This is a genomic window from Chloroflexota bacterium (assembly GCA_034717495.1).
Taxonomy (GTDB): Bacteria; Chloroflexota; Anaerolineae; order JAAEKA01; family JAAEKA01; genus JAYELL01.
On record JAYELL010000060.1, the window covers coordinates 55,899 to 75,630 of the forward strand.

The 19,732-nt window shown below is 55.8% G+C and carries 17 protein-coding genes and 1 tRNA gene; all 18 read right to left on the bottom strand.

Features of this window, described 5'->3' with window-relative positions:
- Positions 1 to 61: 61 nt before the first annotated feature.
- Positions 62 to 349 carry a hypothetical protein gene (locus tag U9R25_12160; protein MEA3336659.1) on the bottom strand — a complete coding sequence of 96 codons (288 nt, stop codon included), beginning with the start codon at positions 347 to 349 and terminating at the stop codon, positions 62 to 64.
- 198 nt (positions 350 to 547) lie between these two features.
- Positions 548 to 1,402, bottom strand: coding sequence for a carbohydrate ABC transporter permease (locus U9R25_12165; GenBank protein ID MEA3336660.1), 855 nt, complete (start codon positions 1,400 to 1,402; stop codon positions 548 to 550).
- Between the two features lies 1 nt (position 1,403).
- Entirely contained in the window at positions 1,404 to 2,297 is an 894-nt protein-coding gene (locus U9R25_12170; GenBank protein MEA3336661.1) for a sugar ABC transporter permease, read from the bottom strand.
- An 81-nt stretch (positions 2,298 to 2,378) separates the two neighbouring features.
- On the bottom strand, positions 2,379 to 3,770 hold the full coding sequence (locus U9R25_12175; protein MEA3336662.1) for an ABC transporter substrate-binding protein: 1,392 nt from the start codon (positions 3,768 to 3,770) through the stop codon (positions 2,379 to 2,381).
- Between the two features lie 27 nt (positions 3,771 to 3,797).
- Entirely contained in the window at positions 3,798 to 4,529 is a 732-nt protein-coding gene (locus U9R25_12180) for a GntR family transcriptional regulator (protein ID MEA3336663.1), read from the bottom strand.
- A gap of 240 nt (positions 4,530 to 4,769) precedes the next feature.
- Positions 4,770 to 6,143 carry a glycosyl hydrolase gene (locus U9R25_12185; protein MEA3336664.1) on the bottom strand — a complete coding sequence of 458 codons (1,374 nt, stop codon included), beginning with the start codon at positions 6,141 to 6,143 and terminating at the stop codon, positions 4,770 to 4,772.
- The gene (locus U9R25_12190) at positions 6,127 to 6,648 is read right to left on the bottom strand and encodes a nitroreductase family protein (GenBank protein MEA3336665.1); all 522 of its coding nucleotides are present in this window, start codon (positions 6,646 to 6,648) and stop codon (positions 6,127 to 6,129) included. Before U9R25_12190 ends, U9R25_12185 begins: the two co-directional genes overlap by 17 nt.
- 78 nt (positions 6,649 to 6,726) lie before the next feature.
- A complete protein-coding gene (locus tag U9R25_12195; GenBank protein MEA3336666.1) occupies positions 6,727 to 7,650 on the bottom strand; it encodes a DMT family transporter in 924 nt (307 codons plus the stop codon).
- Positions 7,651 to 7,751: 101 nt separating this feature from the next.
- Entirely contained in the window at positions 7,752 to 8,627 is an 876-nt protein-coding gene (locus U9R25_12200) for an ABC transporter permease (GenBank protein MEA3336667.1), read from the bottom strand.
- Positions 8,608 to 9,741, bottom strand: coding sequence for an ABC transporter permease (locus U9R25_12205; GenBank protein MEA3336668.1), 1,134 nt, complete (start codon positions 9,739 to 9,741; stop codon positions 8,608 to 8,610). Before U9R25_12205 ends, U9R25_12200 begins: the two co-directional genes overlap by 20 nt.
- The gene (locus U9R25_12210) at positions 9,738 to 11,294 is read right to left on the bottom strand and encodes an ABC transporter ATP-binding protein (protein ID MEA3336669.1); all 1,557 of its coding nucleotides are present in this window, start codon (positions 11,292 to 11,294) and stop codon (positions 9,738 to 9,740) included. The genes U9R25_12205 and U9R25_12210 overlap by 4 nt, the downstream gene beginning before the upstream one ends.
- Positions 11,295 to 11,417: 123 nt before the next feature.
- The gene (locus tag U9R25_12215; GenBank protein MEA3336670.1) at positions 11,418 to 12,716 is read right to left on the bottom strand and encodes a BMP family ABC transporter substrate-binding protein; all 1,299 of its coding nucleotides are present in this window, start codon (positions 12,714 to 12,716) and stop codon (positions 11,418 to 11,420) included.
- Between the two features lie 234 nt (positions 12,717 to 12,950).
- Positions 12,951 to 13,628, bottom strand: a complete 678-nt coding sequence (locus U9R25_12220; GenBank protein ID MEA3336671.1) for a lysoplasmalogenase — start codon at positions 13,626 to 13,628, stop codon at positions 12,951 to 12,953.
- Between the two features lie 200 nt (positions 13,629 to 13,828).
- Positions 13,829 to 13,904: transfer RNA gene (locus tag U9R25_12225), tRNA-Asn, on the bottom strand.
- A gap of 87 nt (positions 13,905 to 13,991) precedes the next feature.
- A complete protein-coding gene (gene rpoD, locus U9R25_12230) occupies positions 13,992 to 15,272 on the bottom strand; it encodes an RNA polymerase sigma factor RpoD (GenBank protein ID MEA3336672.1) in 1,281 nt (426 codons plus the stop codon).
- A gap of 84 nt (positions 15,273 to 15,356) precedes the next feature.
- A complete protein-coding gene (gene dnaG, locus U9R25_12235; protein MEA3336673.1) occupies positions 15,357 to 17,339 on the bottom strand; it encodes a DNA primase in 1,983 nt (660 codons plus the stop codon).
- A gap of 113 nt (positions 17,340 to 17,452) precedes the next feature.
- Positions 17,453 to 18,079, bottom strand: a complete 627-nt coding sequence (locus U9R25_12240; protein MEA3336674.1) for a DUF47 family protein — start codon at positions 18,077 to 18,079, stop codon at positions 17,453 to 17,455.
- 11 nt (positions 18,080 to 18,090) lie between these two features.
- Positions 18,091 to 19,170 carry an inorganic phosphate transporter gene (locus U9R25_12245; protein ID MEA3336675.1) on the bottom strand — a complete coding sequence of 360 codons (1,080 nt, stop codon included), beginning with the start codon at positions 19,168 to 19,170 and terminating at the stop codon, positions 18,091 to 18,093.
- Positions 19,171 to 19,732: the final 562 nt, after the last annotated feature.

Below are 19,732 nucleotides of genomic sequence, written 5' to 3' on the forward strand. Positions count from 1 at the left end.
CTCCGGGCAAGTTATTCCATTGCTCGCCAGCGTATCACTCTCTGGCGCAGGTCCGGCCGGCCTAGTACTCGCCGGTATAGCCGGGCACGCGCCTCCGGCCAGCGGCGCCGACCCACCAGCTGATGTCGGCCAGCAGACCCAGGCCCAGCCACAGCCAGTCGAAGCCGTTGATTCCGCCAGGGAAGACCAGAACGTACATGAGGGTGGTCCAGGGCACGAAGATGAAACCCAGGAACGACCAGATGAAGCTATCGAAGGCGTGTTGCCAACGGGTCTGGTCGAGCAACCACCAGACGAGAATGCCGGCCCGGGGGCCGAGGAAGACGAGTACGGTAAAAAGACAACACATGGAATACCTCCAGTCTGCGGTCAGGCCGATGATTGGAACAACTCGGCGTAGATGGACAAAAGGTGACTTGCAGAACAGGCCACTACCCTAATTATAAACCAACTATGCCGGTGCGATCAACCTGAGTGCAACAGCCTCCTGGGAGAGATACCTTCTCGACATAAGACCATGCCAGGGGCATCGGCAACAATTTTGCGCCTATTTCAATCCTGAATGCAAAAAACTTTGGATGAACCGCCGCTGGAAGATCAGGAAAATGATAAAAAGTGGGCCGATCACGATCAGGGTTGCCGCGGTGAGCAGTGACCATTGAGCCCCGATTTCACCGAGTTGGGTGAAGCGCACCAGCCCGGCGGTCAGCGGGCGGCTCTTGTCGCTGTTGGTGATGATCAGCGGCCAGAGGAATTCGTTCCAGTGCCAGATGGCTGAGGAGAGTCCGAAAGCAACCAGCGCCGGAATCGACGGAGGCAGGTACACATTCAGAATCAGTTGCCACCACGAACAGCCGTCGATGATGCCCGCATCCACCAGGTCGCGCGGTACATCCAAAAAGGCCTGCCGCATCAGGAATGTTCCAAAGGCAGAACCAAAATAGGGGATGGCAATCGCCAGCCGGGTATCGAAAAGGCCCATCCAGCGGATCGTGGCGAAATTGGGCGCCAGAAGGGCAGACGTGGGGATCATCATTTGCAGAAGGACAAAGAGGAACACCCAGCGTTTGCCGGGAAACTGATAATGGGCAAAGGCAAAACCGGCCAGAACGACGGTGACCATCTGCACGGCCAGAATCATAAGCACGACAATGATGGTGTTGATGTAATATTGCCCAAAGGGTGCCAGTGACCAGGCGCGCAGGTAATTTTCTGCCGTGATACTGCTGCTAAACCAGACATCGCCGCGACTCATGGCGTCGCTGGCTGGACGAAAGGAGGCAATCAAAGCCCAAACAATCGGCACAGACCACAGAAGGGCCAGAAGGACTGCCAGCAGATTGGTGATCCAATGTGCGAGACGTCGTAGGGATCGGCGGGAGTTTGAAATCGTTGAGGTCATTTCAGGCCTCTTTGCGCTCCGAAACGATGAAATTGGTCACCGTGAAAGCCAGCAGTACGATTACAAAGATCACGGTGATGGCAGCAGATGAACCAATATTCTGATATTCAAAGCGTTGCTGCCATAGCTCGAAGAGCAGCACGGTGCTGGATCGGCTTGGACCGCCACCGGTCAGTACAAAAATATGATCCACCGTGCGGAAGGCATCAATGAATGCGATAGTGGTAATGAAAAGTGTGGTGCGGCGCAGCAAGGGGAAGGTGATCCGCCACAGGGTTTGCCAGCCGTTGGCGCCATCCAGCGCAGCGGCCTCGAAGACGTCCGTCGGCAGGTTTTGCAGACCGGCTAAATAGAAGATCATATAAAAGCCCGAGTTTTTCCAGATGGCCACGATAATAACGGACAACAGGGCCAGGTTGGGGTTGCCGGTCCAGTTCTCCGGGCCGCTGTACCCCAGGAAACGCAGCGCGGTGTTGAACAGGCCGTAATCAGGGGTGAAGAAAAACAGCCAGATGGTTGCCGCGCTGACCATTGGCAGCACCATCGGATGAAAAAATGCCAGGCGGAACAGGCCGATGCCGCGCATTTTGCGGTTGACCAACAGGGCGAACAAAAATCCCAGAATAATGCTGACCGGTACTGTACCGATGATGTAAAAGAGTGTGTTGCGGATGACCTGAATAAAGTAGGGGTCGGTGAACAAGTCGATGTAGTTGCCCAGCCCGATGAAGGTGGGCTCGCGATAGCGGGCGATATTCATGCGTTGGCGGAAAAAACTCTGATAAAACGAAAGAAGCACTGGCCAGGCGGTGAACAGGGCCACAAATGCTGCTGTCGGCAAAATCAGCACATAGGGAAAGGGCTCGAATTGTTTTCGCGTGGCTCGTGCGCTCAAGGCAGGCTCCTTACAAATAAAGGGGGTGACCATTGTAGTGCATGGTCACCCCCTTGTAGATCATTTAGCGGTTAGTACCACTTAGGGGCAGAAATCTGCCAGGGCAGCTTCGGCTTCGGCCTGTGCGGCAGCCATTGCCTCGGCAGCAGTCATTTCACCATTATACGCTCTTTGCAGGTAGTCATGGAAGATATTACGTACCTGCCCGAGGTTTTGGGTCGATAATTCTGCGCCGGCATGCTTCAGAGCGTCGCGTGTGGCCAGCGCTTGGGGCACTTCAGCAACATAGGCCTGCATCGCTTCGGTGTCGTAAGCGCTGGCGCGACTGGCGATGTAGCCGGTGTTGATGCTGTAATCGGCCACGTACTCAGGGCGGCTGAGGAATTCCACGAACTTCCAGGCAGCATCCTGTTGTTCCTGGGCAGCGCCTTTCAGGATGTAGAAGTTACCGCCACCCGGCACGCTGGCATAGGAACCTTCTTCCTTTCCAGGATGGGGCATCACGCCGACCTCGAAGTCAGCCTGTTCGAGAATGCCGCGCAGGCTGCCGGAGGAGTGGGCGATCATGGCCGTCAAACCACTGGCGAAATCGGTGGTAACGGTGGGCCAACTGGCCTGAACGCCGGCAGGCATAGCGCCGTATTCCGCAGAGAGATCAATGTAGAACTGGACGGCCTCGATCACCGCAGGGTCATCGAAGACCACGGTGCAGTCATCATTCAGGATGTTTTGCCCGGCGCCGATTGCCAGCGGCTGGAAGAGCCAGTAGGGCCAGCCAGAGGGGTATTGCAGGCCCCAGTTGGTGGCGTCGCCCTCTTGAGCGGTGAGCGCTTCCGCAGCCTCGGCCCAACTCTGCCAGCTTGTGGGCGGTTCCAACCCGGCCTCAGCAAACATGTCGGCATTGTAGTACATCACCACGGCGCTGCGCTGGAAGGGGATGCTCCAGAGTTGGTCATCGTAGGTAGAGTTGGCCAGGAACGCGGGCAGGAAATCGGCCACATAGGCATCGCCATTTTCCACAGCCGCGACATAGCCATCCAGCGGGGCAATATAGTCAGCGTTGATCAGGTCATATAGTGCGGTTGCCAGCATCACGGCCAAAGCGGGTGGTTCGCCGCCTCCGTCAATGGTGGTCTGGATGGCAGTCTGGACATCGCCGTAGCCGCCGGAGAAGACCGGCTCAACGGTGATGTAGGAATATTCAGCCTGGAAATCCTCGATGTAGCCATTCAATATGGCGGCGATGGGGGCATCTACGGCCACGGGGTAGAACACCTGAAAGGTGACCGGCTCCATAGCAGGCTCTTCGGCAGGAGCATCTTCTGCGGCAGGCGCGGCTTCCTCGGCGGGGGCTGCTTCTTCAGCGGGAGCAGCTTGTTCCGCCGGCGCTGCAGGGACTGGTGGGCTGCATGCAGCCAGCAAGCCAATCAGCAGGATCGCCGTTACTACAAGGTACATTTTGGGGGTACGCATAATCCATTCTCCTCTTGAGAAATACGTTTATGTTGCGCGGACGATCCGCACAATATTCAACTCCACAATATTTGAATTGAAACAGATCTTACTGTAGGTGACAGGTTGGTTATCAACCGTAAAAATGGTGGACCGAACGCTGAGGATCGGTGACCCTTCTGCCAATTCCAGATATTGCGAAATTTCGGAACTAAGGGCTGCAGCGCGAATGCAAGATTGAATTTGATGCAGTGGGGTGTCAAGTGAGTCGGCTAAAAATCGAACCATGTTGCCATCGAAGGCGTTCCAGTCCAGGGCGGCTGCTTCAACTGCTGGAGCCATATAATCATCCACGTAAATCACGGGTTGTTGATTGGCTCGAACAATACGTTTAATACAGCGTAATTTTTCAGAGCAGGGTACTTCAAAAACATCGTAAACATCTGTTGGCGCGTATTCGTGGCCCATGGACAGGGTTTGGAAGTCAGGCGTGTAACCACCATCTTGGATGATTTGGGCAAAGGGCGAAAACTCGTTGAGAGAATCCCGGATGATGGGGGAATGGGCCACAAAGGTGCCAATGCCGTGCCGCCGCACAATAATGCCTTCATTTTCCAGCGAAATATAGGCTTCCCGCAAGGTATTCCGGCTGACTCCCAGGGTTTTTGCTATCGTAGCTTCTGAAGGCAGTTGATCGTTGCGTTCGAGCTGGTTCTGAGAAATGTAATTGAGCAAATGCGCTTTTGCTTGATTCAAGCGCGTGCTGGGGTTTATGGTCATACTCACCGGACTCTGGGAACAGCGCCTTACGTTGTACGCCACGCTTACCTGTTGTGGCAGACGGGGTAACGCAACACAGGCCAGAGCGTGCGCGCTTCCCCTGCTTTGCTGCGCTATCCCTTCTATATTAAAGATTGGACGTCCAACCTCTTTACAGTATAACGAAAAAAACCACTTCTGTCAATAGCCGTTTTGCAAAAAAGAGGCAAGGTGAGCAAGAGATTCACGCCCCTCCTGCTATCATCCCCAAAACACAAGATAGGCTCCTTCTGCCATTCGTTTGATCAGCAGGGCCAACTCCATGGCATGATAGTCGCCCCACATCGAGGACTCCCCGCAGGGTATCTGGCGCCCATCCGGCACATGATCCCAGCCGTTGGGACGATGATACACGGAGTGCAACAGCAGTCCCTGGTGATCCGGGCTGGACGACAGATAGGGAGGGGTGAAAATGGTATCGGCGATGGTCAACCCGGCGCCCAGATACCTGCGACCGGCCTCCACCTCTCCCCTGTTCAGCAAATAATTGCCAAGACGGACGAAGCCCTGGGCGGCGATGGCCGCGGCGGAACTATCGATTGGCTCGAAAGGATTGTAGGGATCTGAGTTGAAATGGCGATAGTCGCCAAGTTGACCAAGATTGGGGGCACCCGTGTCCCAAAAGGGCATGCCATCTTTGCACGAGTACCCGTCGATATAGCAATCAGCGGTGGCTCGCAGAACTCGCAGGAAGTTCGCTTCCAGCTCTGGCCACCCGCCATGGCTCTCTAGCTCGTGCTGCTCAAGATTCTTCAGGAACTCAAGCTGTTCAGCGAATCCCAGGATGACCCAGGCGGCTCCCCGCGTCCATGTCGTAAATGGCGAGTAGCCCTGCTGGCTGCTTGGACAGCGGTATTGGCCGTCGTTGGTGTTGAAGATGGACTCGTGGACCACCCGGCCGGGGATGTCATAGGCATCCCGTCCTTCTCCGAAGTAGACGTTGAAGCGTGCTGTGGTCTCGGCATGTTCCAGAGCCCGGCCCAGTAGATTGATCTGCTTTTCTCCCTCGCCCATCGACACATGACCCAGGGAATAGGCCAGAGCCAATGAGCGCATTGAACGAATCGTATCGGAAAACAGGGAGTGGGGGCCGTTGAAGGAGTAAATGTACCCTGTGCCTGTGTTGGTGACGGAATAACGGGCAGCCTGCACGGCACCGGAAAGCTTCAGCGCAAGCTCGTAGAAATGCAGCTCGTACGAGTTGTAGGGAATCCGGCCCGCCAGCATCAGGCGTCTCAGGTTTCCGTAGGTGGAGACATTGTTGAACCCATGGTCATGTACACCCAGGTGAGACACGTGGGGAGCCATGAGCCGGATCGTTTTCTCGCGGCCTATGCTCAGGAACTGCTCATCCCCGGTCAGGTCGAATTGCAGAATAGCCAGGCCGATAAAAAAGCCAGAGGTCCAGTCGGTCCAGCTACGCGATGTATACCGTCCTTCCACAGTATACACCGGGGATCCCTGGTCCGCATTCCAGGTGTTATGCAGGGTCAGGATCTTGGGCGCTGCCAGGTCGGAAAATGCCGCTATTTTTGCCGTGAGTTTCCGGGGGGTCAATTCAGTTTGTATCTGCATCGCGGGCCTCCCATTTGCTCCCGTATCTCTCCCAATGGATAACCTCTTCCAGCGCTTTTTTCTCCTGAGTCGGCCAGACAACAGGAACCCCAAGGGGCACCAGTGTGAGCAGGCGTTTTTCGTCTGGTACACCGAGTAGTTGTTTGAATTCCTCTTCTCGCGGCAGGGTATAACCCTCCAGCCAACAGGAGCCATAACCCAAAGCGGTGCTGGCGATCAGCATATTTTCTATGGCAGCGGACCCATCTTCCAGCCAGTAGCGGGCGGTGGGGTCCAGCACCAGCGCGATGATCGCGCCCGCCTTGTCCATCCATTTGGCAGCTATCTTGAGCCTATCGATCATCTCCCGGTCGGTTACGACGATAAAATCCCAGGGCTGACGGTTGTATCCTGTGGGAGCCAGGCGACCTGCGTCGATGATGGTTTCCAGGTCCTCCCGAGGGATGGGATCACCGGTATAGTCGCGCACGCTTCTGCGTTTGCGAATGGCTTTCAGGGCATCCATGGTTCTTCTCCTTCTGCATGATTTCAGCCAGATGCTGGTCCGAAAGATGGTCAGGGGTTAGTGCAACAAGGATTTTGCTCATTTCATGGTTGTTCTCACGGAATGGACATTCGCTGGGCGCCCGCGCCGATTGATGAGCGCGATTCCAGCCACGACGAAGGCCATGCCAACCAACATGCCGGCGGTCAGTTGTTCGCCCAGGATCAGCACCCCGCCGGCGACAGCTACCACCGGGACCAGATAGTCGGACATGGCAGCGGCGGTAGCGCCAAAGTGTTTGACATTGTGGAAGGCCAGGAACATGCCGAGGAAGTTGGCCGCCAATGCGCCGTAGAGGAGGGCCATGTATCCCTGGCTGGTGACTGGCTTCAGATCGATCCCCACAAACAAAACTGTCACCGACATCACGACCAACATGGCCACCAGCGTGCGGATACTTGCTACCTCGAAGGAGTCGTAATGACGCATATGCTTTCGAGAGTAGACATTCATGCCGCTTCCCATGATCAGGGCCAGGATGATGAGGATATAGCCAAGAGGGTTGGTGTCGGTGACATTTGGTAGGCCGTTTTCACCCCGTATCGCGATGAGTAACGTTCCTGCCAGGGCCAGAATCACGCCGATTCCTTTGCGCAGCGAGAGGTTTTCATCGGTCAAAAAGAAATGGGCGAAGATGACCGTGACGGCCGGGCCAACGGTGATCAGGATAGCGGCCACACCAGCCGACAGGTATTGCAAGGCAGTGACAAAAAAGACCATCGGGATGGCCGTTCCAAAGAGTCCCAGCACGGCCGAGTGGCGCCATATCCGGGGTTCAGAAGGCCACTTTCTTCGCCGGCTGCTGAAAATAAAGACGGCGCCGTAGCCCAGGCTGGCCAGGAGGGTACGAAGGCCGATGTAGGTGACGGGATGGAACTGTCCCACACCGATCCGTGAGGAAATGAGGGCAGTACCAAAGAAAAAACTCAACAGTAGGATGTAGGGCAATGCTTGAACTGACATTGGTGTGCGACAACGAACCCTTCGTTGGCTGGGTCAAAGGAAAAAACGCCAGGTTTGGCCGCAAAGGAACGGAAACAGGCCGATAGTGCGGAAACACCGCCTTAATCCTTGATATAAGGCTCGCCCAGGGCTTCCGGTTTGGCTGCGCCCCACTTTGTCCTGAACCACCTGGTCGACATGATCAGCAGAACGGCCAGGGTGATGGCGAAAGGAATGGTGCGCCAGATATACCTTGACAACAGGCCAGGTAGCACCAGCTGCGGGTTAAGGGAGAGTTGCCACAAGGTGCCGAACAGCAAGGAACCACCGAGCAATAACCAGGGATTCCACATGGAGAAAAAGACCAGGGCCAGCGCAATGAATCCCCATCCCATCAGGAAGTTGTAGTTCCAGACTGGATTGTAGTCCAGCGAGTAGATCGCCCCTGCCAGACCCATAAGCATGCCGCCGGCGATCACGCAGAGATAGCGCGTTCTGGCAACGTTTACCCCCGAAACTTCGGCGACCGCTGGATTCTCTCCCACCGATCTGATCGTCAGGCCCAGGCTGGTCCTGGAAAGTACGAACCAGGTAATGAACACAAGCACAATGCTGAGATAAAAGAAGGGGGAAATACCGAAAATGGTGGGGATGCGCTCCAGGCCCAGGGGTCCGGTGTAGGGATTGCCGATGTAGGTGGTAAGGCCAAAACCAAGGATCCAGATGCCCATGCCACTGACAACCTGATCACCTCCCAGGGTGATGGAAAAGAATCCGTGCAGAAGACCGAGCAAGCCGCCGATGGCAATGCCCACCAGGAAGCCGATCAGGTAACTCTCGGTGGATTGGGCAGCGATAAAGCCCAGGGTGGCGCCAAACAGCATCACTCCTTCGATGCCGACGTTCAGTATCCCCGAACGCTGACCAATGAGCTCGCCAAGAGCGGCAAAGGTGAAGATTGTTGAGGCTTCCAGACTTCTAGCGAGAAACTCCCACATCGATTGTCTCCTCCTCGATTTTTGTTCCCACGATCTTGTAACGGTAAAAGAACTGAAAGGCAACGAGCGTGATCATCAACACACCCAGCAGAGCATAATCCACGCCAAAGCCGATATGCAGTTTGCCCTGTGCGAATCGCGTCCCGATCGACAGCCCGCTAAAGAGCAACGCGACCGGAATCGCCGCCAACGGATTGCCCTGGGAAATCAGGCCACAGATGATCCCGTAGAAGGCCAGATCACCGAAAAACCCGTAGTTCCTGGGAATCTTGTAGACGCCGGGGACAGCGGCAAAATAGTGATAGCCAGCCCAGCCTGCGATGGCGCCTCCCATGACGAATACCAGGACCGGGATCCGGAAGGTACTGATTCCCGCATATTTGGCCGCAGCGGGGCTCTTGCCGTAGGCCCTGATCTGATACCCGATCCTGGTTTTGGCGAACATGAGATAGAGCAGCACGGCCAGTCCAAGGGCCAGGAACAGTGTGATAGGAACGCCCATGATCAGCGGTGCATATACAGAGGTGGGCAGCTCGAAGCTTTCCCCTCTGCCACCGGGATTCATGAAGGGACCCCCTTCTTTGATCATGAAGGCAACCAGCCAGAACGCGATGAAGTTCAGGATCATGGTCACAACGATCTCGTTGATATTGTACTTGCCCTTCAGGTAGCCGGCGATGGAGGCGATTCCCGCGCCGCCAAGGGCCGCTGCCAGTAACATCAGTGGAATGAGCAGGACAAGGGGCAGATCTGCAGACCGCGACGCCCTGCCGCCAAAGGCAAATACTACGGCGAAGGCGCCCAACGCACCGAAGTAAAGCTGCCCCGTCATGCCGATATTCCATAGCCCGGCCCTGAAGGGAATGATGAATGCAAAGGTGCACAGCAGCAGGAAAATGAAGCGGTTGATCGTCAATGGCAGGCCATAGGGGTTTGCGAAGGCGTAGGAGAAAATCTCCTTGTAGGCGAGAAATGGGTTGATTCCTGCCAGGAGGAAGATGACGCCAAACAAGGCCAGGGCAACGACTATTGCCAGGAGCGAAATCAGCGCGGCCTGCCAACCGGTCAAGGTCAGGCGCCTTTTCAGCTTCAGCTCATAGCTGCCCACCCTCATGACCCTGAATCCTCTAGCTGTAAACCGGCCATCATGGCGCCAATGGTTTCCCTCCTGGCCTGCTCACCCGGAATGATGCCCATAAACTCTCCTTCGTACATCGGTGCCACCCAATCGCTCAGCGCGAGGACCTCGTCAAGATCCTCGGAGATCAACAGAATGCCCGCCTTTTCTTTTTTGGCGTCCATCAGCTTGTTTCGAACGAACTCCGTTGCTCCCACATCCAGTCCCTGGGTAGGCAGATTGGCGATCACAAGTCGCGGTTGGCGTGAGAGCACCCGGGCCAGGATGAGCTTTTGCAGATTGCCGCCGGAGAGGTTTTTGGCCTTGGTCTCCGAGCTCGGGGTCGCCACGTTGTACTCGTCGATCAGTGCTTCTGTGAGTTGCCGTACGTCCCTGTAATCGATGATTCCCTGCCGGCTGTATTGGTGATCGAAGTGGTAGTTCATGGTGACGTTTTCGACCAGAGAGAAATCACCGATCGACCCCACGTCGACTCGTTCGGAGGGAATGTATCCCAGGCCCAACTGCCACCTTTCCAGGCTGGAGGACCGGGTAATCTCTTTCTCTTCGAGAATGACTCTTCCCTTCTCCGCCTTGCGCAGCCCGGCAAGGACTTCTGCCAGCTCGTGTTGCCCGTTACCGGAGACACCGGCGATGCCGAAGATTTCTCCCTCACGCACCGTAAACGAAATATCCTTCACCGCTGTAACGCCCTTGTCGCTAAGGGCTGAGAGGTTTTCAACCTGCAGAATGGGATTTCCCGCCTCCACTTCCGGCCTTTCCAGCCTGAAGATGACCTCTCTGCCGACCATTTCCTCTGCCAGCATCTCCATGGTGACATGGGCTGTATCGAGGCGTGCGGTAACCCTACCGCCTCTGAGCACAGTCACCCTGTCGCTTATGGCCAGCACGATGGGCAGTTTGTGGGTAATGAATGGCACGATGGCGAGTTCATCCTGGGCCATGGTTTCGATCGATTCCAGCAGTTTCTCCGTTTCGGGAGGCGCCAGGGCCGAGGTCGGCTCGTCCAGGATGAGGACCCTGGCCCCGCGATAGAGGGCCTTGAGGATTTCCACCACCTGTTTTTCCCCTTCAGAAAGCTGCCAGACTCTGGCCCCCAAATCGACACTGAATCCATACCTGGCGCAAAGTACCGTGATCTCATTGCCGGCCTGCCTCAGGTCCGGGATTCTCCCTGCTCTTGGGTGCCCAAGGATGATATTCTCTATTACCGTGTGTGCGGACACCAGCATGCGATCTTGATGAACCATGCCTATGCCCAGATCGATGGCGTCCAGCGGTGACTTGAAATTCACCCGCTGGCCACCGACTAATATCTCACCCTCGTCGGGCTGTAAGAGCCCGAAAAGGATGTTCATCAACGTGCTTTTTCCGGCGCCATTCTCCCCCAGAATAGCGTGGATCTCGCCCGCCTTCATCTTGAAATCGATAGTGTCGTTGGCGACGACCCCCGGGAATCGTTTTGTGATTCCCTTTGTCTCCAGGACTGTATCGCCCCGTTGTATGCCTGCCAGGAGTCCTTGCTGCAATGGTCGTTCCCTTAAAAAACAGCTATGAGGCTTCCTTCCTCGGGAGTTTTCCCTTCAAGAATGGGAGCCTCATAGCTCTTGGTTACTCGAATCTGTTAGTCATCAATAGGGGACTGCACTGGCTTACTCGAGTATCTGCATGCCTTCAAGATCGAAGTTGAACTCTGCCAGCAGCCATTCATCGCTCGGCATCTCGCCGGCGGGCTTAACCACGGTCCCTGCCGCCGGAACCGGCAGGTTCTCCAGCTCAAAGCCGGTGCCGTTGCTCACGAAGTCGTGATCCTCGAATGGATCCCACTCGCCTTTCAGCATCTGCTCTCGTCTTTGTTTGACGAGTTCTACGATCTCATCCGGGATCGACGGGAGTGCTGCCGGGCTGATAGCATCAACACCGATCTTGTTGTCGTTCATGATGTCGACGGTTGCAACCTCGGTACCATCGGCAAGTGTCATGGTGCTATCCATGCCCAGATAAAGGACCGTTTCCGGATTCTTCTCGCCGGCCAACCAATCCTTGACGATTTTTTCGTAGAGGACCTCCCAGCGGGTATCGAAGGACACGGCTACCGTGTCGGTGTCCGACCAGCCATAATGGCCCACAATGTCCATATCCTTGCCGATGAACCAGATGCCCTCTTCCTGAGCCACATCCAGGGGTGAGCCGGAGTCCGTTTGCTGGGTCAGAACGTCGACCTCGTACTGGTTGATCAACGTACTGGCAATATCCCGCTCTTCCGCGGGCAGATACCAGTCGCCAACATACTTTACGTACACCGTGACGTCCTTGTCAAGCAACGCTGCACCATCTCGTATGCCCAGGAAAAAGCCATTTTGCCGCCGGCCGACCTGGCCAGATGGGAACGCCGAGACGATGCCGACGTTGCCCGTCTCGGTCAGCGCCGCCGCGATGAGGCCTTCCAGGTAAAGCGCCTGGTATTGTCGAGGGAACAGTCTTATGAAGTTCTGCTTCGTTGTCAGATCGCTGGCAATGATGGAGGCAAAATAGACATCCGGGTACTTTTCGGCAATGTTCTGGAGAGGCAGCCCCATAAATTCCGCGTTTCCAACGACGATACTGGCGCCATCGGCAACGAGCTCCTCGGCATAGGGAACTGCCAGGTCGGGACCAACTTCCTCCCGGTAGACATAGTCCACATTGGGGTACTTCTCGGCAATGCGCTTCCCTGCGCGATCGTGGGCGCCTGACCATGTTGTGCCCTCGATGATACTAAAGTGTTCGATCGCGAGTGTGGCGCCGCCGGCACCTTCCTGCTCGGCTTCGACGGCTTCCTCACCTTCCTGTGCGACCTCGATAGTGGCTGCGGCTTCCTGAACGACCTCGGCCACCCCGGCAGGTTGGCAGGCCGCCACCAGCAGGCTTGCCAGAATAATCACCAACAACAGAGTGAACTTCTTGCTCATCGTGCTCTTCTCCTTGTGAAAAATGTTGTGGGGTCACAGCCCCTCGGTGGGTGATGCCAGAAGGCGAAGCGATCCTCCAGGCATCGCTTGAACATGATGCTGTTGACGTCGATGGCGGTGTGTGGGCTGAACACAGTTTACAACAGCGACAAAAGACTGTCAACCGAGTTGGATTGGAAGGGATGCTGCAACGATCGGGGCGTGGAATTAGGTACGCTCCCGCAGGCGCTTCTGTCAGCGCCTGGCGGAAAGTGTAATGCCAAGCTGCCCCGACCAGTACATACTCATGATGATCAGAGTCGCAAGGGGAATGGGGGTGAGGAACATGTTCAGGGCAAGAACTGCATCGCTGAGCGTGAACAACAGGGCGCCGATCATGCCAGCTTTTGCCGAAAACTCGGAGACTCCAGGTGCGCCTACCCGGCAGGCAGCGCGCCATAACATGGTGGAGATCACGAACACATAGGCCAGCACTGGAATGGTCATCTCGCCCAGATCACCGGCGAAGTACAACAGGGCGAACATAGTTGCGCCAAACAGATAGGCGCCAAGGGCCCGTGCCGGGAAGATCTGACGGCTATCCCCGGAAAATGCCACGGTATAGGCAACGTGAGCCAGGAGGAAAGCTGCCAGGCCCAGGACAAAGAATTCCGGAGGAAGATTCAAAAGGATGTCACCGGCTGCGGAGAACAAAAGGCCAACCGCGACGGCCAGTTGATATCGACCCTTCCCGGGCAGGGTGCTTACCCAGTAGGCCATCAACAGAACCGGGATGGGCTTGCAGATCATGCTCAGCCAGCGGACACCGGTGAATTGCGCAATCAGGTAAAGGATACCAATGGCAAGGCCCGCAAAAGAAAGCACTCTGTCTCGCTTTGATAGCCATGGAATTCGTGATGAAGAACCTTCCATGCCTGGACCTCCTCTGGCGATGCAAAAGTGATACCACTTTGAAACCAGGGGTTTGAAGGTGGCCACACGAGCGGCGATGATGCTGGCAAACTCCTGGTCTCTATCAGGAATCACTTTAGCGCCGGAAATGTTACCCAGTCAACTCGGGTTTGAAGGCTTGAACGGCAAAAAAAACGAGCGGACCAAGGCCGCTCGTTACCTGGCTCCTGCGCCTGGACTCGAACCAGGAACCAACCGGTTAACAGCCGGTTGCTCTGCCAATTGAGCTACGCAGGAATGCTTTAATTTGCAAGCTTGCATTATACCTTGATCAGGAAGGTTGTCAAGAATCTTGTTAATTGTCGATGTTGACGCGATAGACGCTTAGACCAGATAGTCCCGCAGCTTGCGGGAACGAATGGGGTGGCGTAACTTGCGCAATGCCTTGGCTTCGATCTGGCGAATGCGCTCGCGGGTAACGCCGAAATATTGTCCAACTTCCTCCAGCGTGTTGCTGGTGCCGTCGACCAGACCAAAACGCATTTCCAGCACCTCGCGTTCGCGCTGGCTGAGTTGATCCAGGATGTCCTGCATCTGTTCCCGCAGCAACTGGTGGCTGGCGGCGTCTGCCGGACCGGGCAGATTCTCGTCCTCGATGAAATCGCCGAGATAGCTGTTCTCTTCCCGGCCGACAGGCATATCCAGGGACATGGGTTCCTGGGAGACCCGGTGGATGCGCTGCACCTTTTTGGCGGCCCGCTGCCACTTTCGGTGCAGTTCTGGATCGAGAGGGATATCGTGTTTGAGCGCCTCTTCGATGGCTCTCTTGTCCTCAGGCAATAAAAAATCCATCTCGAGAGCGATCTCTTCCGGCATAGGATCCCGCCCCAATTCCTGGACAAGTCGCCGCTGCACGCGCACCTGCCGGTTGATGCTTTCCACCATATGAACTGGAATGCGTATGGTGCGGGCCTGATCGGCGATGGCCCGGCTGATTGCCTGCCGGATCCACCAGGTAGCATAGGTGCTAAACTTGAAACCGAGCAGATGATCAAATTTTTGCACCGCGCGAATCAGGCCAATGTTGCCTTCCGAGATCAAGTCGGAGAAGCTCATGCCACGCCCAATATAGCGTTTGGCTACGCTAACTACCAGACGAAGATTGGAGTTAATCAGGCGGTTTCTGGCGCTGACGCCCCGGATGGCGATTTGATCCAGCTTGGCTCTGTCCTCAGGCTCGAGGTCTGGGTTCGCTTCCAGCTCTTCTTCCGCCGCATTCCCCTTCTGCATCAAATCGGCGTATTTGACCTCTTCTTCAGCTGTCAGCAAGGGCGTTTGCCCGATCTCGCGCAGATACATTCGCACGGGATCACTGGTGATCACCGGATCAGCCAGCTCCTGGATGACCACCTCCACGGGCTTGCTTACCTCAGCCTCGACTTCCTGTTCAAAGGCTTCGTCTCGCTCGATGGCTGGCAGGGGTGCCTCAGGTGCGTCATCTGATTCGTCCTTGTCATCGGCCTCGATGACGGTACCATCGGGAAGGATGCGCACGGCGACGGTCCTCTCCGTTTCATCGAGGTCGTCAAGGTCGTCGTCAGGCAGCACTTCCGGCTGCTGCTGATTCTCTTGGGGGTCCCTGCTCTCTTGTTCGTTATTTGCCATACTTATGCCCGTCAAAAACATCCGATCGAGTTTGCGTCCAACGTGGGCCTTTTCATGTTTCCCGATGACCGGACAGGTTTGAGGTTACAACTTGGGATTGGTCTGTCTGCGGCCCGTATGGGTACGGGCAAATCTCGTTTGCTGCAAAACTCGTAGTTGACCGCCAGCGTCATTCAAAATCTGTTGAATCGCCCGGGCCTCTTCGCTTTGACCCTGGTCGCGGGCCTCCCGACAAAGCACCGGAAGTTCACGAGTGCGATCCAACAGGGCGTCAATTCTGAGCTGGATCACCGTATTAACGATGTCGTCCACCAGTTGTTGACGCTGTAAGGGTGGTTGTTTTTTGCCATATTGCACGAGCTGTTCCAGCAGCTGCGCGACAACAGGGTCAGCACCGGGCCATTCACCATTTTCCTGGATGGCAGATGAGAGCAATCCTGCACAGATGGCGCGTAGGTCACTGCGAGGAAAGTCCTCCTCGTCGAGAGGTGCCGTGTTGTGCGACGACAATTCCGTCTGAACCAGTGGAAGCAGTTTCGGCTCTTTTACCAGATGGGCCAAACAGTGCACTGCCGAAGAGGGCCTTAGCTCCGAGTCGCCATTCTGTGGACGGATTTGCTGCTCCGTGACATCCGCGACAGCGGGGTAATCCTCCTCTTCCGCATCCTCCCACGTGCCCGGCAAGGGTGGTGAGGTCGGGCGTGGTGGTTGCACACTACGCTGTCGGAATACGGCACTGCGGATACTTCTTTCATCTGTCTGAACCAGTCGCGCCAACTGCTGGATGTAATGAGTGCGCTGAATATCGTTGGCGACTTCCTTGACCAGAGGTGCCAAACGGTCGACGGCCTCTGTTTTTCCTCGAGCGGTTTTTAGATCCACCTCTCGTTTCACAAGCCCCATAAAATAATCGACAACCGGCTGAGCTTCTTCTACCAGCCGGCGCCACTGATCAGGATCGGAGCGAATGACGTCATCGGGATCTTTTCCCTCGGGCAGCGTCATGATGCGCAGCTCGGCAGCCAGGCGTGCCTCATGGCGCAAAAGACCGCGAGCCGTTACCGTGGGCACCCATTCCCGATCAAGGGCTTCCCGGGCCTGACTGATTCCTCGCAGCGTGGCTGCCTGACCGGCTGTGTCCGCGTCGAGGGCAAGGATAAAGGTTTTGGTGTAGCGCTTGAGCTTTTTGAGCTGCTGCTCTGTCAACGCAGTGCCCATGCTGGCGACCAGATTGGGCTCGCCAAACTGATGAGCTGCCAACACATCCATGTATCCTTCGACGATGATCGCATGCCCGCGTGCCCGGATCTCCCTTCGGGCCATGTCAAGCCCAAATAGAACGCTGGATTTGTCAAAGAGCGGTGTTTGCGGTGTGTTCAGATACTTCGGGATTTGATCATCCTGCAGAGCGCGGGCGCCAAATCCAATCGTCCGGCCTCCCACGTCCCGAATCGGTATGATCACCCGGTCACGGAAACGATCGTAATGACTGACGCGGCCATCGTCATGATCTTTCTGGATGATCAGTCCAGCAGCCAGAATATCTTCCAGTTGATAGCTTCTTTCCCGGAGATGATTCAGTAAGCCATCCCAGCTGTCGGCCGCGTAGCCAATCGAAAACTGCTCGATGGTTGTTTCATCCAGCCCGCGCCTGGTCAGATAGTCCCTGGCGGTCTGTCCCTGGGCCGATCCCTGCAACATGCTATGAAAATAGACGGATGCTGCATGGTTGATTTCCCTGAGCTTGTCCAGATACTGGGCTTGCTCAGACTGGGCTTCACTGGGTGGCTCAAGACTGATACCGGCCTTGGCAGCCAGAATCTCCAGGGCCTCACGGAAGTCGACATTCTCCCGCTTCTGGATGAAGCTGATGATGTCGCCACCCTCACCGCAGGCGCCATAGCAGTGCCAGTATCCCCTGTCCTGGTAAACCACGAAGGAGGGCGTTTTCTCCTGATGAAAAGGACAAAGGGCCTTATAGGAACGCCCAGCCTTGCGCAGTGGAACATAAGCGGAAATAACATCAACGATGTCAAGCCGCTCTTTGATTTCGTCTACTACACTCATCAGTGGCCGGGTTTTTGATCGCCTAAAAAGGCCCTCTTGTTCAGGGTGTTGGCAAAATGGGAAGGTACTCGCTGCGTGAGTGAATTATACGGGCATGTGTACCTGATGTCAATTCAGGTGATCTTCATGACGATCGTACCGATGCGATCAGCTGCAATATTTCCCTGGTCAGCGGCGTTGCTCACGTGCCGGTACACCTCTCGTAGCCGCAGCGTGCGAAGCAAATGATCGAGGTCGACCGACTCGGCGAAAAGCTGGGCAATGGCTTCCCGATAGACCTTTTCTACCTGGTTCTCCCGCTTTTTTGCCCGCAGCGCATGTTCCTGAGCCACGTTGGGATTGCGTTGAAGGCGGGTCATGGCCAGGCTGAGCTCTTCGCATGAACGCCGGACTAACTGGATCATGCGCGCCAGGTATTGGTCTGGCTCGATTTCCAGGATGCGGATTTCTTCCAGGGTTGAGAATCCGTAGTCCATGACATCGTCGATGGCGAGCGACAGGTCGAAGATGTCTTCCCGATCCATGGGTGTAATAAAGGTTTTCTGTAGCTCGTCCACCAGGACTCGCCGGAGTTCATCAGCCTGTTTTTCAGAATCCCGTACCTTTTGGGCCGCGCTCTCTTGCCTGGTCTCAAAATAGTCTTCCAGCGCTTTCCAGCCGGCCACAGTGATTTCCGTCTGTTCTGTCAACAGTTTTATGAACACATCATCTTTGGAGCGAAAAATTCTTTTAAGTGCCATGCCAAACTCCTTCAGGGACCGATCCACGCGCTTAGGGGAAGATATATCAATCCCGCGAGCACGATGGTAGCAGGGATGGTCACCAGCCAGGCCAGCGCAATATCCCTGGTGACTCTCCAGCGAACCTTCGACATTCTGTCGGCAGCTCCCACCCCCACGATGGAGGAACTCACCACCTGGGTGGTGCTAACAGGTCCACCTAATGCTGAAGCGCCAAAGATGATGCCAGCTGATGCGATCTGTGAATTTAATGCGTGGATCGGGCGAACGCGGAAGATCTTTCCGCCCAGCGTGTGGATGATCCGCCAACCCCCCGATGCCGTGCCAATAGAAATTGCCGTGGCGCTGGCCAGCATTACCCACATCGGCACATGGAATTCCTCCTGAAACCCCAGGGTTACCAGGGCCATCGTGATGATGCCCATCGTCTTTTGGGCATCGTTGGTGCCATGGGCCAGTGCCAGTGCCGCCGAGGTCGGAATCTGGCCACGCTTGAATGTGGTGTTGACACTTGGTGAGGAGCCCCTGGCTGCCCAGAGCATGAATCGCATGAGCAGTGCGCCCAATACCAGGCCGAAGATAGGCGAAAGGAACAGCGCGAGAATAACCTTCCACATGCCTTCGATCGGTCCAAAAATCAAGGCCGCAATGGCCTTTCCGAATTGCAGGTTGATGAAAAAGTCGAAGGCGATGCCCAGTGCTCCCCAGTTGATGACCTGCGGCCCCGAAAATACCAGCACAGCACCAACGATCCCTCCTATCAGGGCGTGGCTGGAACTGGAAGGGATACCAAAGTACCAGGTGAGGATGTTCCAGATGATGGCGCTAAGCAGGGCAGCCAGGATAACGGTAACTGTGATGGAGTTGGGATCTACCACCTCGCTGCCGACAGTCTTGGCGACCGCGGTGCCAAAGAGCAGTGGTCCAATCAGGTGCGCGAGGGCCGCCATCGACAGGGCAGCTCGAGGCGCCATCGCACGCGATGCGATGAGGGTCGCAACTGTGTTGGCGCTGTCGTGAAACCCATTGAGAAAATCGAAAATCAGGGAAACGACAACGACACTAAGCAGCAAGGCAACTTCGGTCGGCATGTTTCAGTGTCTCAAATTCCAGCCGCCGTCTCTGGCTTCTTTCGGACGACGGGATTTCTGCCGGGACAGACTCAGGTAGCAAAGGCAATTCACGGGTGAAGACAAGATCGTATCATCTACGACGATCTCTGTCAAGAAGAGCGAATCGAGGGTTCAGGTAGACAGGTAGACAAGGGAAAAGTAAACAAGTTAACAAGGAATAAGTAGACAAGTCAACATGATCGTGGCACATCAGCAACGATGAACATATGGATGCGGTGGACACCAACACGTCCCCGGCCTTTCAGGCGTCTTTCAGACAGGCCGCCTGGCCGCGTCACTCCCGCTGTCATCCTCGCGGACGCCGCCAGCACGCTAGCAAGCGGTGCGTGAGCTAGGCGTACCGTGAGGTAGGAACGCGGGAGTCCAGGAATCGATGCCGCTTTCGCAGGGATGATGTTCACCTATCGAAAAAGCGCTCATTTTCAAGACAGGGGTAAATACTGGACTTTGGCCAAAATTGCATTATTGTCAAGTAAATGCGTAAAAACAACCCATTTTCGAGTTGAGTCATAGAATCGGC